The 16,000-nt window shown below is 40.2% G+C and carries 12 protein-coding genes; 10 read left to right on the top strand and 2 right to left on the bottom strand.

Features of this window, described 5'->3' with window-relative positions; translation table 11 throughout:
* The 3 genes from cpu_RS14035 to cpu_RS10510 form a co-directional block, all read left to right on the top strand.
* Positions 1-402, top strand: a 402-nt coding sequence (locus tag cpu_RS14035) for a transposase (RefSeq protein ID WP_234970240.1), incomplete at its 5' end; no start/stop codon positions are given.
* Positions 403-1,053: 651 nt separating this feature from the next.
* Positions 1,054-1,620 (top strand): hypothetical protein, encoded by a 567-nt coding sequence (locus tag cpu_RS10505; protein WP_075859940.1) that lies wholly within the window; start codon positions 1,054-1,056, stop codon positions 1,618-1,620.
* Positions 1,621-2,362: 742 nt separating this feature from the next.
* Positions 2,363-4,438, top strand: a complete 2,076-nt coding sequence (locus cpu_RS10510) for a thioredoxin domain-containing protein (protein WP_075859941.1) — start codon at positions 2,363-2,365, stop codon at positions 4,436-4,438.
* A 13-nt stretch (positions 4,439-4,451) separates the two neighbouring features.
* Here cpu_RS10510 and cpu_RS10515 read toward each other — a convergent pair whose 3' ends face one another.
* On the bottom strand, positions 4,452-4,880 hold the full coding sequence (locus tag cpu_RS10515; protein WP_011344617.1) for a PIN domain-containing protein: 429 nt from the start codon (positions 4,878-4,880) through the stop codon (positions 4,452-4,454).
* A complete protein-coding gene (locus cpu_RS10520; protein WP_075859942.1) occupies positions 4,864-5,091 on the bottom strand; it encodes a type II toxin-antitoxin system Phd/YefM family antitoxin in 228 nt (75 codons plus the stop codon). The genes cpu_RS10515 and cpu_RS10520 overlap by 17 nt, the downstream gene beginning before the upstream one ends.
* A 289-nt stretch (positions 5,092-5,380) precedes the next feature.
* Here cpu_RS10520 and cpu_RS10525 point away from each other — a divergent pair, with 289 nt between their 5' ends.
* The 7 genes from cpu_RS10525 to cpu_RS10560 all read left to right on the top strand — a co-directional run bounded on the left by cpu_RS10525 (position 5,381) and on the right by cpu_RS10560 (position 15,670).
* Positions 5,381-6,814: a Wadjet anti-phage system protein JetA family protein gene (locus cpu_RS10525; protein ID WP_075859943.1), complete on the top strand. Its 1,434-nt coding sequence runs from the start codon at positions 5,381-5,383 to the stop codon at positions 6,812-6,814.
* Positions 6,777-7,379, top strand: a complete 603-nt coding sequence (locus tag cpu_RS10530; RefSeq protein ID WP_075859944.1) for a DUF4194 domain-containing protein — start codon at positions 6,777-6,779, stop codon at positions 7,377-7,379. Before cpu_RS10525 ends, cpu_RS10530 begins: the two co-directional genes overlap by 38 nt.
* Positions 7,369-10,674, top strand: a complete 3,306-nt coding sequence (locus cpu_RS10535) for an ATP-binding protein (protein WP_075859945.1) — start codon at positions 7,369-7,371, stop codon at positions 10,672-10,674. Before cpu_RS10530 ends, cpu_RS10535 begins: the two co-directional genes overlap by 11 nt.
* Positions 10,655-11,815, top strand: a complete 1,161-nt coding sequence (locus tag cpu_RS10540; RefSeq protein WP_075859946.1) for a DUF2220 domain-containing protein — start codon at positions 10,655-10,657, stop codon at positions 11,813-11,815. The genes cpu_RS10535 and cpu_RS10540 overlap by 20 nt, the downstream gene beginning before the upstream one ends.
* Positions 11,816-11,882: 67 nt before the next feature.
* Positions 11,883-12,740 carry a HEPN domain-containing protein gene (locus tag cpu_RS14040; RefSeq protein WP_077177311.1) on the top strand — a complete coding sequence of 286 codons (858 nt, stop codon included), beginning with the start codon at positions 11,883-11,885 and terminating at the stop codon, positions 12,738-12,740.
* Positions 12,741-13,321: 581 nt separating this feature from the next.
* Positions 13,322-13,768 (top strand): 4Fe-4S dicluster domain-containing protein, encoded by a 447-nt coding sequence (locus cpu_RS10555; protein ID WP_268761786.1) that lies wholly within the window; start codon positions 13,322-13,324, stop codon positions 13,766-13,768.
* Positions 13,769-13,780: 12 nt separating this feature from the next.
* Positions 13,781-15,670 carry an aldehyde ferredoxin oxidoreductase family protein gene (locus tag cpu_RS10560; protein ID WP_075859948.1) on the top strand — a complete coding sequence of 630 codons (1,890 nt, stop codon included), beginning with the start codon at positions 13,781-13,783 and terminating at the stop codon, positions 15,668-15,670.
* Positions 15,671-16,000: the final 330 nt, after the last annotated feature.

Here is a 16,000-nt window from a genome sequence, read left to right on the forward strand (position 1 = left end):
ACCAAAGTAAGAGCTATATTAGAAGCTCCAGATTCAGATACCGCAAGAATGTTACTAAATCAGGTACTAGATGAGTATAGAGTTAAGGCGGCTAAGGCTATGGATATTTTAGAATCTGGTTTTGAAGATGCTGTAGCAGTTTTAGAGCTACCTGAAAGATATCGCAAAAGACTTCGTACCACCAATAGTTTAGAACGGTTAAACGAAGAAATCCGCCGGCGCGAAAGGGTTATTAGGATCTTTCCTAATCGGGAATCGGCTATCCGCTTGATTGGTGCTTTACTAATGGAACAAGATGAAAAATGGGCCTCGAGTAAAAAATACTTGGACATAGCCGAATATTTTGAATGGCAGAAGGAAGCCTCAAAAAATTCAGGAGAAAAAGTTATTCCAATAAGATAGACTTTATCACCACCGGTAACTGTTCAAAACCGCTGGAGGCCTTGGGGTCAAGGACGGGCAAAGTCCGGCGACAGCGTATCCTTGACCCCTTAAGGGCCGGAGGCGGTATCATAGATAAACAGTGGTGATTAATCACCTGGATTCTAAGCAGAGGGATTTTTACACAAAAATTTGAACTTGATCTAACTAGTGATACCCTATTATTTTACGATAACAGAAAAAATTCTTAAGCTTAACCAAAAAGTAAAAACAGTATGCTGAAAAAGGGAAGCAAAAAGGAAGGAACAATAGAAACAGTTTTACTACAGGAAGTACACTTAAGACGGCAGATAGGGATGTAAAAATGTTATTATTAGTGAGGGCGTATCTGTGATAAAATCCATGCTGTAACAGTCGAAACATTATCCTTACAATGAGGACAGCTGTCAAGATCAGGGAAATCAGTCCTTTTACCCCGGCAGGCATATTCCCAGACAGAAATTGCAAAATCATGAAAGATCATCAAAGTAAATCACCCAAATATTTTGCAAAAAGTATAGAAAAATAATTGGGGTATAAAAAGCTTTTTTGACTATTCTATTTTGAAAAATTTTTTGAACAATTGGTAGAGGATTATTTGCTAAATAATAGTAATAAATGGAGAGGATGATTGTGTTTATACTTGTGGAAAAAACACCTATCTATATCACTCAAAAAAAGTATAATGAGATTTTTAGAATAGTTACAAAAGATTTAGAACCTGATGAAAAAATAAAAGAGATAATAAAAGGAACGAAAGAACAGGTAGAGAATTCCAAAAAATTTAATAAGTATTTAAATGAAGTTTATAAGAAAGATAAGGCAAAATTTTTTGAGGATTATAAATTCCACTTAACAGGAGATGAGATTAGACAAGAAATAGGATATTTACTTTTTGATTTTTGTGCTTTTTATAAAACTGCTAAACTTCGCGATTTTAGTTCTTTTCAATCTAAATTAATGAATAAATATGAAAATCATATCGATTATGGTGATGTAATAGCGTTGGAAATTATTATGAAAAAATTGTCATTAAAGCTTAGTAACCTTTTTAAAAATTTTAAATTTACTTGCATTATAAATATAAATGATGTCCTTGAAATTAAAGGAGAAAATTTAGCTGATTTTACAATTAATTTAAAAAACAATGTCAAGATGCTTTTTTATAAAGGCTCAATAGAAATACAATCTTTTGTATAAATACGGGGGCTTTGGTTTTATGGTGGAGTGGTTAGGAATAAAGACCAGTGCCCTTTCCTCCATTTATTCAGAAAATAGGGAAAATTTAAAGAAGATTTAATAAGCAAAAAATAGCTAATCAATAGTTTTAAAGCCAGCATGAGATTTAGACTTATCAACATGGTTTCGTTGATAGCAACAATAGCCATAGTGAGAAAGCAAATTAAGCCAATAGAATTTAAATTAGCTGGTACCGCTCACGCTAATTGACCACATAACGCACAAATTATGTGGCCGAAAATTTTGCTCACTATATTTGGCCAGGCAGTTTTTTATACTGCCTGGCCATTGTCATAATTTTATACAGAAAATTCATTTTCAATTATGGTTTTCAACTAATGCAGTTGACGTTAAGTCTGTTCCCGGTTAAAGTGTGGCACACAGTCAAGCTGCCTCAGGGATTTCCAGTAAAATGTCTGTGGGTTAGCCAAGAATCGCTAATATAATAACCCGGTACTTATTGGGTTTAGTAATGATACTAGTTGATTTAATGTTTTGGACTTACCTTTTACTCGAAGGCTTTTTCCTTTTTCTCCTTCTTCAGGTTTTTTCTCCATTATTCACCAGAAGATAAGTAAATTCTTTTTCTATTTGTCTATTTGGTCACGAAATCTGAGCATAAGACGTCTATTTTTTATCAACTATAAATAGCATGGATTTTGGGAAAAATAAGCTAAGTATAAATAGAGGGGGCAAATTAGTTATGACCACAGAAGCAAAAAGACAACCCAACCGCTTAATTCACGAAAAGTCACCCTATCTTTTGCAGCATGCGTACAATCCGGTGGACTGGTATCCCTGGGGCGAGGATGCTTTTAAAAAAGCAAAGATGGAAGACAAACCGGTATTTCTTTCGATTGGCTACTCTACCTGCCACTGGTGCCATGTGATGGAGCGGGAGTCGTTTGAGAATGAAGAGGTGGCAGATTTATTAAATAAGCACTTTGTGGCCATTAAGGTAGACCGGGAAGAGCGGCCGGATGTGGACCAAATTTATATGACCGCCTGTCAGGCGATGACGGGACAGGGAGGCTGGCCTCTTACCATAATAATGACTCCGGAGAAAAAACCGTTTTTTGCCGGGACTTATTTCCCCAAAAGGTCTAAGTGGGGCCGTCCGGGACTTATCGAGATCTTAACGGAAATAGCGAAACTCTGGGAGACTGACCGGGAGCAACTTCTTACAATAAGTAAGCGACTTTATGAATTTATGCAGACGATGCCGCAAAGTAAAAAAGGAGATTTAACCGAAGAAGTATTAGAAAAAGCCTACCGGGAGTTTTTGGGAAAGTTTGATAGCGAATACGGCGGTTTTGGGCCAGCGCCCAAGTTTCCCACTCCGCATAACTTAATTTTTCTTTTCCGGTACTGGAAGAGGACCGGTGAAGAAAAAGCTCTTGTTATGGCGGAAAAAACTTTAGAGGCGATGGCCCGGGGCGGGATTTATGACCATGTAGGATACGGGTTTCACCGTTACTCCACTGACCGGGAGTGGCTGGTGCCGCATTTTGAAAAAATGCTGTACGACAATGCCCTTTTAGCGTATACCTACCTGGAAGCTTATCAAGCGACAAAAAAAGAAAAATATGCCAGGGTTGCCCGAGAGGTTTTTACCTATGTCAAAAGAAAAATGACATCACCCGAAGGCGGGTTTTATTCCGCGGAAGATGCCGATTCGGAAGGGGTTGAGGGTAAATATTACGCCTGGACGCCGGATGAGGTGAAAAAAGCTCTTGGTCCGGAGGAGGGGGAGTTATTCTGCCGGGTGTATGATATAACCCCGGAAGGCAATTTTGAAGGTAAGAATATCCCCAATTTAATCCATACTGATTTGGAGTCAATGGCAGTAAAGTTTGGAAAAAGTTCGGAGGAATTAACCGATAGTTTAGATAGAATGCGGCAAAAACTTTATCAGGGGCGGGAGAAAAGGGTTTTGCCGCATAAGGATGATAAGATTTTAACTTCCTGGAATGGGCTAATGATTGCAGCGCTGGCCAAAGGGGTAAGGGTACTGCAGGACCAGGAACTCTTAAATATGGCTCAAAAGGCAGCAGAGTTTATTTTTTCAAAGCTTAGAAGGGACGATGGTCGGCTTTTAGCCCGCTACCGGGAGGGGGAGGGTGCAGTTTTAGCGTATCTGGATGATTACGCTTTTCTTATCTGGGGATTAATTGAGCTTTACGAGGCTTCTTTTGAAGTACGGTATTTAAAATTGGCGGTAGAGCTTACAAGGGAGATGCTAAAACTTTTCTGGGATGAAAAACACGGGGGGTTATTTTTTACCGGGGCCGATGGCGAAGAGTTAATCACCCGGCCCAAGGAAATCTACGATGGAGCTTTGCCTTCGGGAAATTCGGTGGCGGCATTAAACCTTTTGCGTCTTAGTCGAATGCTGGGTGAGGAAGATTTTCTTCAAAAAGCCGAGGAAATATTATCGACTTTTGCCGGCAAAGTTTCGGAGATACCTTCTGCTCACTCCTTTTACCTGCTGGCGTATTTATTTTATCTTGGACCTGTAAAAGAGATAGTGGTAGCTGGAGAACCGGATGGAGAAGACACCCGGGCGATGATCGAAAAAATAAATTTGGCGTATTTGCCAAACTCGGTAGTGCTTTTCCACCCGATAGGCGATGCGGGGCAAGAGATCCGGGAAATAATACCGCATATTGCGGATAAAAAGTCTCTTATTGGAGAAAGGGCTACGGTTTACGTGTGTGAAAACTTTAGCTGTAAAGCTCCTGTGGTTGAAGTGGAGATGTTAGAGGAATATTTAATGTAAAACTAAGTAAGCATCAAATATTTTCTTCGGCAAAAAAGCGTGAGATAAAATCTTCCGGGGTAATTGGATTTACGGGTGAATTTAGAAAATCTTTTATGTTTCTGGTAATGATATAATCAGCTTTAACCCGTTTTGCACAAAACGCAAGAAGAGCATCTTCATAATCGTCCATGGGTAAATCAAAGGCTTTTAGACAATCGTTTTTTGTAATGTCAACAATATCTAAAATTTCTATTAAGCTTTTAAGAGCATTTTTTATTTGTTCATTGTTTTTAAGGTATTTTTTTAATAAATAATGTAGATCGGTTAAGCTATTAGCAGTTATAGAAGCTGATATTTTATTTTTAGCGGCCAACATTAAAATTGACGTTGAGTGCTGAAAAAAAGGTTCACGCTTGCCAAGTACATCCAAAATAACGTTAGTGTCAATCAAGACGTTCATGTTTTGCAAGGCGCTCCTCTCTTGCTTCCTTTTCGGATATGGTATGAGGCAAAATACCTATTAAAGATTTAACAAGAGCAGTTTTGTCTTCTGCAGCACTTGTTAGTTTAGCAATACGTTTGCCGTTTTTGGTAATAATGATTTCTTCCTTTTCGGCAAGCTTAAGGTATTTACCAATTTTGGATTTAAATTCGGTGGCAGATATTATCATTTTTTCACCTCACTTTAAATAAAATAGCACAATATCTAATAATAGTATACTTAAAATAGCACAAAAATGTCAATATAAATCGCACAAAAACAAAAATTAAAATTGGACAAATGACAACGATAAAAACCAGCCGGTGCGGCTGGTTTTTATTTAGAAAAGTTAATTTTTGCAGGTAAAGGTCGAAAGCTGGAGAATTATATAATTAAAAAACTAAAACTACATTTCTTTTGGAAATTTCCTGAGAATTTGTTATGATATAAAAAAAATCATACATTTGGGGTAAGAGAGAATGAAGTTATTTTCGGTAGTACCGGAAAGATTTTTTGGCATACTGGCCGGGCCCAATCGGGAGATTTACGCCGATTTACTTTTACAAATCTATAAACTTTACCAGCAAACTCCTTTTCGGCTTCAGCGGGAGGATGTTATTGCTTTAATAACCGACGTTCTTGAAGAACGGGAGGATTTTGTTCCCGAAGAGGGCGAAGAGGAGATAGGAAACGCCCGGGAACGGGCCAATTTTATTTTACGAAGACTTTGTTCTGTTGATGTGGGCTGGTTTAATTTAGAAGAGGATAATGACTACCAGCAGTATGTAACGATTACCGAGCCTGCCCGGGTTATGTTAGAAGCTCTGGAGAAAATAGCCAACCGGCAAACGGAAGAATACCGTGGTTATGTTTTTGCTACTTACAGTGCATTGTGTTCTCCGGAAGCCGAATTGCAGAAAGATCTGGCTTTAGATAGCGCTTACCGGGAAACCCGGAATCTTTTAAATAGCTTAAAGACGCTAAGAGACAACATTAAAGGTTATATCAAAGAAGCGGTAAGTAAAACATCGGCAAAAGAACTTCTAATCCTCCACTTTGAAGAATATACCCAGAACATTATCGACCAGAACTACCACCGCCTGAAAACTTCCGACCATGTTTCCCGCTACCGTCCGGCAATTATTAACAAAATTAACGAATGGGAAAGCGAATATGTGGATGAAATAATAAAACTTTACCAGGAGCGGGATAAAGAAAAGCCGGAAGAAGTTATTCGGCAGGAGTTTTACGAAAAAACATCGTTTATCAGAACTGCCTACCGGGAACTTGATCTTTACCTGGAGGAGATTGACCGGTATAACGCCCTTTATGCCAAAAGTTCTTACCGGCAGCTTAAGTATCTATTGGAAACTGACCGGGATTTAACCAGGACGCTTATAGATATTTTAGATTATATCGCCGGACAGGTAATGCAAAAAGAGCTATCATTAAAAGATTATTTAGAACATGCTTTACCTGTAAAACTTAATGAATTTAAATTTTTTAACAATGATCCCCTTTATAAACCAAGAAGACCGGCCAGCGAACACCGGCCGGAACAAAAGCTTGTGGAATTACCACTGGAGAAGAAAAAAGAACTTTTAAGGAAAACCCTGGAAGAAGTAAGGGAGCGGTATTCGGTCGAGATTATAAACGAATTTTTCCTGGAAAAAGCCCGGGGACGGGATGAAGTGGAAGCGGTAGAACTGGTAGAAAACCTGGAGGATTTTATCAAGTTAATTTATCTAAATGCATATTTTCGCCATAAAAAAGCAGCTTATGTTATTAAAGAAGACAAGCGGCGTTTTGCCGGAGAAAAAGTGCAAAAAGGACCTTTTGCGTTTAAAAACATTAAGATTGTAAGGAAGGGAAAAAATGGAAGAGCTTCTTTTAATCAAGGATTATTCACCTAAAACCCGGGAAGAATTTACCCGGGCGGTAAATAAATTGCTTGCGCAAAATTTTGTGATCCGGGACCTTGAAGAGGATAGAAAAGACTATTATTTTATCTACCAGCATGAAAAAGAAGTGCGAGCATTTTTAGAGCTTGCCGGCTGGGAACTGGTGCATTTTGCTCCCCAGAGAATTTACCAGGCAGCAAGCGGCAGTGATTTTAACAAGCTTAGGTTAAATTTAGTGGAAAGTTTAGTACTCTTAATTTTACGAACCCTTTATGAGGAAAAGCGGCGGGAGCTAACTCTGGCGGAAAATCCACTGGTGACGGTGTTTGATATTCAGGAGAGATTTCGGGAACTGGGAATTAAAGATAAACCTTTGGATAAGAAATCTCTTCGCGAATGTCTTTCCCTGTTTTCCCGTTACCGGCTGATAATCCTACCCGATGGAGCACAAACTTTTCCCGAGACGAGAATAGTCTTGCTTCCAACTCTGGCGGTGGTTCTGACCGATAAAGATTTGCGGGCGTATCTGGAGAGCTTGAAGAGCGGTGATGCGGAGGGAGAAGCCGATGAAAGCTGAAAATTTTAAAGAGCTCAGGGGTATAAAGCTTATAAACTGGCATTATTTTCAAAACGAGACCATTAAACTAAAGGGGGCCACTCTTTTAACCGGGGATAACGGTTCCGGTAAGTCAACCATATTGGATGCTATCCAGTATGTTTTGGTGGCGGACCAGAGGAAAGTACGCTTTAATTCATCGGCAGGGGAAGAGCACTCCAAGAGGGATTTACTGGGGTATGTGCGCTGTAAAACCGGGGCGGATGGGGCCCTGGGGAAACGGGTACTAAGAACCGGTGACGTAACTTCCGTGATCTGCCTTGAGTTTTTTGATCATAAGAAAAAGGAGCCGTTTTTGGTAGGGGTAGTAATTGATGCTTACAGCGATGATACGTTAAAAGAACAGTTTTTTATCATCAATAATGCTTCTATTAACGATGACTATTTTATCATTGACCAGCGGCCAAGGAATATCACCGAGTTTCGCGCTAAAGTGGGGCCTTTAAAAAATGCAGAGCTTTTAGCCAAAGATGCGTATAAGCATCAACTGCGGACCAAACTTGGCCACATCCATGAAAAGTTTTTCTCTTTATTTGTTAAGGCTATTTCCTTTAAGTCGATTAAGGACATCCGGGAATTTGTTTATGAATATTTGTTAGAGCCCAGGGAAATCGATTTAAGAAATCTTTTGGAAAACCTGGAGCAATATGACCGGTTTTTGGTTCTGGCCGAAGAAACCGAGAGAAAATTACACGATTTAGAAATAATTTTAGAAAAACATAAACAGCTAAAAAAAGATATAACAACCCGGAACCTGCATCGCTACCTGGTGTTACGGGGTAATCTTGCTGATTTACAGGAGAGGTATCAAAGCCTTACCGGAAAGATGGAAGAGCTTGCCGGTGAAAAGGCAAAGCTCGAGGAAAAACTAAACATTCTTACAAAAAGGTTGTTAGAGGTACGGGAAGAAAAGGATAATGTCAATAAAGCCCTCTGGGAAAATTCGGCATACCGGAGGTTAACGGAGATTGAGAAAGAAATTAAAGAGCTCCAAGGGGAACAAAAAAGGTTAAAAACGTTACAGGAAAAAGTTCAGACTTTTTTACAGAATGAAGCAACAATATATAAAAAATACGGTTTTAGCCAGGCAGAAATTTTAAAAGAAATGGTCTTAAATTTAAGGCTTAAAGAGGTAAAAGCGCTTTTACCAAAGCTTTTAAGCTTTCGGAAAAATTTAAAAGAACAAACGGCGCAGGAGCTATACCGGATAGAAGCCGAGATTTCTACTAAAAAGGCCTTAAAACAGGAAATCGAAGAAATTCTTGAAGGATTAAAGCAAAACAAGCATACCTATCCTCCGGAAGTGGGGGCGTTAATTAATCTTTTAAAGGAAAAGTTTCGGGAAGAAGCGAAAAAAGAAGTGGAGCCGAAAATCTTAGCGGAGTTACTTGAGGTCAAGGATGAACGCTGGCAGAATGCGGTGGAGGGATATTTAAATACCCAGAGGTTTGATATCATCCTGCCGCCGGAGGATTTTGACCGGGCCCTTGCCATTTACGAGCGGTATAAAAAGGAGCGGCGAATTTCCCGGGTGGGGATTGTCAATACCGGCCGGGTGAAAAAGTATTTAGGACAAATTGAGAAAAATTCATTGGCGGAAGAAGTTACCAGCGAGAATCCCTACGCTCTGGCATATGCCCAGTTTTTAATGGGCCGGGTAATAAAGTGCGAACACGAGGGGCAGTTAAAACTTTATCCGCGGTCGATAACCCCGACCTGCATGGTTTATCAAAACCACACTGCCCGGCAAATTGATTTTAAAGTTTACGAAATTCCCTACATCGGCAGCCGGGCTATTAAAAAGCAGATCGAGAAAAGAGAACAGGAGCTCAGGGAATTAGAGCAGGAACTTGATAAGTTATACCGGGAGAAGTTTAAGCTTACCGAATGCCAGGAGGAACTCTCTGGAGCACGGGATGAAAAGGACCGGGAGTATGCTCTGTTGGAGGACCGCATGACGGAGCTTTTGATGCTTGCGGAAATCGAAGAAAAAATAGTAAAACTTTCCCGGGAAAGGGAAAGTATCGATACTTCTGGAATTAAAGCTCTGGAAGAAGGTCTTGCCAAACTTGTGGTGGAAGAAAAAGCTCTGGAAGCAGAGAAAGATAAAGTTCAGGGACGGGTGGGAATGGTTACAAAAGAACTTGAATTTAGAGCCGGGGAAGAAAAACAGCTTAAGATGGAACTTGAATCTGCCCGGAGGGAGTTCGATGAGTTTTGTTCCCAAAATCCCGATTTGGTGGGTGATGGGGAAAAACGTTTTGAGGAAGAATTAAAAGGAAAAAGCCCAGGACAAATTGCCCAGAATTTCTCAAGCAGTTTAAAAGGCCTTGAGACCAAGATTAATAATCTTCGGGCGGATTTAACGGAGCTAAGAAGTAAATTTAACCAGAAGTATGCTTTTGGTGGCAGCATAACCGGGGATGATATTACCGATTTTCTTGATTTATACAGAAAACTTGCCGAAAGTGAGCTTCCGGATTATAAAGAGCGGATGGAGCGGGCGAAAGCCCAGGCGGAGGAAGAGTTTAAATCCCACTTTGTGCATAAGTTAAAAGAAAGCATTGAAGAGGCTAAAGGGGTTTTCCGGGAGCTAAATGCGGCTCTAAGGGGCATAAAATTTGGAGAGGATGAGTACCGGTTTCGCTACGAAAATGCTCCGGAGTATAAAAAATACCTGGAGCTTATCGATGAAGTGGATAAGTTAACTCCCGGGGAGACAAGCCTTTTTAGCGGGGTACTTCGGGAAAAGTTTAGAGAAGTAATGGACGAAATGTTTGAAGGGTTTTTACACCGGGATAAAGAGGCCGGGGAGTTTCTAAACCGCTTAACCGACTACCGGAACTACTTAACCTATGATATTGAGATTCTCCACGGTGATGGAACCACTTCCCATTACTCCAAAGTCTACGGTTTAAAGTCCGGCGGAGAAACGCAGACGCCTTTTTATGTGGCAATTGTGGCGTCTTTTGTCCAGCTTTACCGGATACACCGAGGGGACAGCACTATAAGGCTGATGCTTTTCGATGAAGCTTTTAACCGGATGGATGCCGACAGGGTGGAGTCAAGTATAAGGTTTATGAAATTTTACGGTCTGCAGCCTATTATTGCTGTGCCTTCGGATAAGCTTGCTCTGATTGCTCCTCATGTGGAAACCAATTTATTGGTACTACGCGCCGGTGACCAAAGTTTTGTGGAGGAATTTTATTATGATGGCTCCAAGGAAGGGATAAGGCTTGGAAGCGCCAGCGGTTAAAAAGCTGTTAGAGGAGCTTTTGGAGAAATATGAACAGGGGAAAAGGCCGCTTATCAAAATTGCCGAAAATAACTTTCCACGCTATTTTACCGATGGGGAGTTTAAAGCTTTGTTTCATGCAGCCCTTAAAGACTGGGAGCGGGAGGGGTTTATCACCTTAGTCTGGGAGCGGTTTGAAAAAGATAATCTTTTAAGGCATGTTAAACTAAATCCTGAAAAAGCAGAGCTTCTTTATGAAAAGCTTTCCCGGCAAAAACCTCAAGAAAAAGAAGAGCATTACCGTAAGCTTTGGGCTAATTTAAACGATTTTCCCGCATGGCTCGGGGAACTGAAAAAAGACATGTTGTTAGAGCCGTTATTTGATGACGATGCTGAAATAATGGTTACCGTATTAAATGCTCTTTCCCTGAATAACGAAGAAATACCCAAAAGGGTTTTTAGCCAGCGGTATCTAGGCGATAGTAAACTTTTTTTAAAAGTGGAGCGCAAAGTTGCCGCCCTTTTGCAAAAATACTACTTTAAAGATATTGAGGTATCCGGGGATGCTGTATTTTCCGAGTTTGGGGTGGTAAATAATCCGGTCTACCTCCATCTTGCCGGTCCCGTTATCCTTAAATACCCCGATGGACGGCTCTTTAACCTTAAAGGGCTTAATTATGATGTAGCTTTTCCGGCCGGACTTGCCCTGCAGCTGGAAATTGCCGATTTTGCAGCTCAGCGGGTGGTGACGGTAGAAAATTTAACTTCCTATTACCAGTATGTACGAAGGTATCCTGAAGATTTAGTTCTTTATTTGGGTGGCTTTGCCGGGAAGATGGAGCGGAAATTTTTAAGGAAAATTTATGAGTATTGTTTAAATCGGGGATTTAATATTGATTTTTACCACTGGGGCGATATTGACCTGGGCGGTTTTAATATTTTTTTACATTTAAAAAGGGAAACGGGTATTCCCTTTAAGCCGCTCTGGATGGATTTGGATACTCTTTTAAAATATAAGGAACGGGGGATGAAGCTTTCGGAAAGCTACCGGCGTAAACTTACTAAAGCCCTGGAAGACCCGGTTTATCAGGATTTTAGGACGGTTATTGAAATGATGCTAACCCTAAATATCAGGCTTGAGCAGGAAGCGATTGAGCTTTAATTACTTGCTAATAAATGAAAATTATGGTAGTTTGAAGTTGAAACCACAGTACTTTTGGGGTGGTTTGATGTACAAAAAATATTTTGATATTATTCTTGATAATCTTTTAAAAGAAGTAAAAGATTTTTATGGTGAAAGGCTTATTACCCTGGCGATTTTTGGTTCGGTAGGCAGAGGTACTTTCAGGCCTGATTCGGATATAGATTTACTAATTATTGCCTCGGACCTTCCCCGAGGTAGAATAGCACGAGTTGAAGAATTTTTAGAAGTTGAAAGAAAAATTGAGCCCCTTTTAAATAAATTAAAAAATGAGGGAATAGATACTTATCTTTCTACTGTGATTAAACAAAAAGATGAAGTGTTAAAAGGAAGCCTTCTTTTTTTAGACATGATAGACGATGCAAAAATTTTGTATGATAAAGAAGATTTTTTTAAAAATTATCTTAAAGCTTTACGAGAAAAACTGCAAAGTTTGGGGGCCGAAAAAATTTACCGGGGTGGAGCCTGGTACTGGGTATTAAAAAAGGATTTCCGGTATGGGGAGGTTATTTTAAAAGCGCAAAAACGCCTGAAAATCCTAAATGTACTTCTCGAAGAAGAAGCCTATTCTGATGTTATTCGTGAAGCCCAGGAGATTGTTGAGTTGGCGGTTAAAGGTATGCTCAGACAAATAGGAATTGACCCGCCCAAACAACATGATGTAAGTCCATTACTTGCAGACCATAAAGAGAAATTACCAGGAGAAGTAATACCTGATATTCCCGAGATTATGCGAATTTCTAAGTGGCTTAGAAAAGAGCGGGAATTTGCCTTTTATGGAGATATAGATTTTATTCCAACCGAAGAATATACCCTGCAGGATGCCCAAAAAGCCATAAATGATGCTATTTTTGTAGTTAAAATGGCGGAAAGGGTAATTAAATAAAAAACGCCTTTGGGGTTTCGCCCAAAGGCTTTTTTTGTGCATTTCAAAAGCTTAACAGCAGGTGCGGTTTTCTTAATGAACATAAGATTTAAAAATATTTTAGATTTTTTGGAAGGAAAATTAAAATTCATGTCGAATAAAAATTGAGAGTAAGAACGATGTTTGATAATATAGAACATTTAGATTTCATGTTTTGGATATTCCCTAAATAGAATTCTGAAAAGAAATGTTTTTCAAAAATTATGATTGAGTTATCCCTCGCAAAGGAGGGAAATACAGGAATTAACAAAGTTAGTTTCATTAAGCTTAGTTAAGGAGGTGAGTTGACGGAAAAAGGACTGGTTTGTGGAAAGGTGATCTATTCTCAATATTGTGAATTGTACGAAGCTTATTGTTATTGATGAGTATACCCCTCAGAGCTTTGTTTTTGCCTGTATGTCGTGGAGAAAAAGTCGTTACATAAAGGATATAGGTATAAGTAGAAAAGTTGTAAATGGGCAATGATGAGGGAGATGGCGGTAGAATTAAACAATAGTAAAGAGATCAGTTTTTGGAGGTGACTAAATATGGCTAAAATGTTAATGGGGGATCCTTCCTTATGTACAGGATGCCACCGTTGTGAGATGTGGTGTTCTCTTACTAAATATGGAGAGATAAATCCTTCGCGAAGTAATGTGTATGTGGTGCGTCGAGAGCCGGCGGTAGATGTGCCCGTGGTATGTATTCAATGTGGCTTATGCATAAATGTCTGTCCAACTGGAGCACTAAAACGCGATAAAAAAACAATGGCTGTAGTTGTAGATAAGGAAAAGTGTGTAGGTTGTGGTATGTGTACAAATGTTTGTCCAATTGGTGTGCTCAGAATAGATAAAGAAACAAAGATGGCTGCTAAATGTGATTTGTGTGGAGGCTCACCGGCATGTGCAGCTCATTGTCCACAGAATGCTATTCGATATGAGGTTGCAAATAAAGCTGCAGCCAAACGTCGGGAACTTTGGGCTATGGCCCATGCGGTTCGGAACAGATAGGAGGTGCTATTTATGTGGTACGGATTTGCAGGCAAATTGTTACGGGTTAATTTGACCAGTGGTGAATTTAAGGTAGAAGAACTGGATAAGAACGAGTTACGCAAATATATGGGGTGTGTTGGTTATGCAGCCAAGCTCCTCTATCAGGAAATGCCTGCTGGCATTGATCCTTTGGCTCCAGAAGCTAAAGTTGTATTGGCAACTGGTGCTGTAACGGGGACAAGTTGTCCCAGTGGTGGAAGCTACGAGGTATGTTATAAATCGCCATTGACTGGTACCTGGAACCAGGCAAGGTCAGGAGGAGCTTTTGGTCCAAAGCTTAAGTATGCTGGGTTTGACTTTGTGGTAATTGAAGGTAAGGCAAAAGAGCCTGTTTACATTTACATTCACGACGGAAAAGTAGAAATTAAAGCTGCTAAACACTTATGGGGCCTTAATGTAGAAGAGACTACTGATACCCTGATACGCGAACTTGATGACCCGGAAATCTCTGTAGCAACCATAGGTCAGGCGGGTGAAAACGGGGTTCTCTATGCTGCTTTGATCAATGATAGAGGACGAGCGGCCGGTCGTGGAGGTATTGGTGCGGTCTTTGGTAGTAAAAATTTGAAGGCGGTTGTGGTGAATGGCCGTGGAGGTATTAAAGTTGCCCGTCCGAAAGAATTTGCTGCGGCTATTGAGAAAGCAGAGCAATGGCTGAAGAATTACCCCTTGGGCAGTATACCTACCTTAGGTACGGTTGGTTTGGTATCATTAAATAATAGCTTAGGAATCTTACCGACCAAGAATTTCCAAGAGACCTATTTTGAAAAAGCTGATCAGATCTCTGGTGAGGTTTTAAACCGGAAATATCAAATTAAACGACGGGCTTGCTATGGCTGTAGCTTTGCCTGTGGACGGTATACTTCAGTGATAAGTGGAAAATATGCTACACCTCCTATGGAGGGCCCCGAGTATGAAACTGTAGATATGTTTGGCCCAATTTGTGGGGTGGATGATCTAGAGGCAATTATTAGAGCTAATTACCTGTGTAATGTTTATGGCTTGGATACAGTTAGTACAGGTATGAGCATTGGTTTTTCAATGGAGTGCTATGAAAAGGGATTACTAACTGAAAAGGATACGGAAGGAATGCCGCTGCGGTGGGGCGATGGAGAAGTAATGGTAAAATTAGTTGAAAAAATTGCCCACCGGGAAGGAATTTGTGAGTTTTTGGCACAGGGTGTAAAACGTATGGCTGAACAACTAGGGCCTGCTGCAGAGGAGGCAGCTATCCATGTAAAAGGACTTGAACTACCAGCTCATGAGCCGCGTTCTGAATCTAAGGTTCTCGCGCTGCAGTATGCCGTCTCCCCGCGCGGAGGTTGTCATATGCACCCCAACTGGGCCAGCACATGGGATTTTGGGCAACTTGATTGCGGTATGAAAGAATTCGGAATGCCCTGGCCGCCCAAAGAGGTCCAGGATGAATCGCCGCAAAAGGGAATTGCTTACCGCTATGTAGCATTACAAGGTGAAATCAGCGAAATTTTAGGAGCTTGTATTTTCTACTCGTGGGGAACTGAAGGTAGCTGTATTACACCACAGCTTTACGCTGAAATTGTTAGCTCTCTTACTGGATGGGATGTAACAGCAGAAGAGTTAATGTTAGCAGCTGAACGTTCTTGGAATCTGAAACGCTGCTTTAATGCTCGTGAAGGCTTTAACCGGGAACATGACAAATTGCCTAAACGTTTTACCAAGGCAATTCCGAATGGTCCCGCAAAGGGGATTAAGGTAGTAAATTTAGACGTTATGCTTGATGCATATTATGAAGCTATGGGTTGGGATAGGGCAACCGGCAATCCTACGCCTGAAAAATTAAAGGAATTGGGCTTGGAATTTGCAATCATGGCAAGTTAAGTCAACAAACAACAAGTCAAATTTTAGACATTTTTGGATTTCGAAAAGCATTTGCTGTTGGCGATTGAATTATGTAAGGTCTTGAAAATTGATTGTTAAAATTTATAGTGGCCACAGTAAGCTTCTCTTTTCAAGAGATAATCTTACTGTGGCCCTATAAGTTATCGGAGAAATTGAATACATACATTCGGTATGCTAAAATTTATTTCATAATTTAACCTGTTTAACCTGTGTGCATACAAAAATTATTGCTCCCCTGTAGAAAAATAAATTAGTCGTCTATTCTAAAAAGTGATGGGCTGAGACTTTATTTGTTGTAAGCTATTAGGG

Source organism: Carboxydothermus pertinax, from assembly GCF_001950255.1.
Classification (GTDB): domain Bacteria; phylum Bacillota; class Z-2901; order Carboxydothermales; family Carboxydothermaceae; genus Carboxydothermus; species Carboxydothermus pertinax.

Bases quoted from the DNA above. Each gene is read 5' to 3' on its own strand.
- cpu_RS10510 (WP_075859941.1), top strand. From the start codon at position 2,363: ATGACCACAGAAGCAAAAAGACAACCCAACCGCTTAATTCACGAAAAG.
- cpu_RS10515 (WP_011344617.1), bottom strand. From the start codon at position 4,880: ATGAACGTCTTGATTGACACTAACGTTATTTTGGATGTACTTGGCAAG.
- cpu_RS10520 (WP_075859942.1), bottom strand. From the start codon at position 5,091: ATGATAATATCTGCCACCGAATTTAAATCCAAAATTGGTAAATACCTT.
- cpu_RS10525 (WP_075859943.1), top strand. From the start codon at position 5,381: ATGAAGTTATTTTCGGTAGTACCGGAAAGATTTTTTGGCATACTGGCC.
- cpu_RS10530 (WP_075859944.1), top strand. From the start codon at position 6,777: ATGGAAGAGCTTCTTTTAATCAAGGATTATTCACCTAAAACCCGGGAA.
- cpu_RS10535 (WP_075859945.1), top strand. From the start codon at position 7,369: ATGAAAGCTGAAAATTTTAAAGAGCTCAGGGGTATAAAGCTTATAAAC.
- cpu_RS14040 (WP_077177311.1), top strand. From the start codon at position 11,883: ATGTACAAAAAATATTTTGATATTATTCTTGATAATCTTTTAAAAGAA.
- cpu_RS10555 (WP_268761786.1), top strand. From the start codon at position 13,322: ATGGGGGATCCTTCCTTATGTACAGGATGCCACCGTTGTGAGATGTGG.
- cpu_RS10560 (WP_075859948.1), top strand. From the start codon at position 13,781: ATGTGGTACGGATTTGCAGGCAAATTGTTACGGGTTAATTTGACCAGT.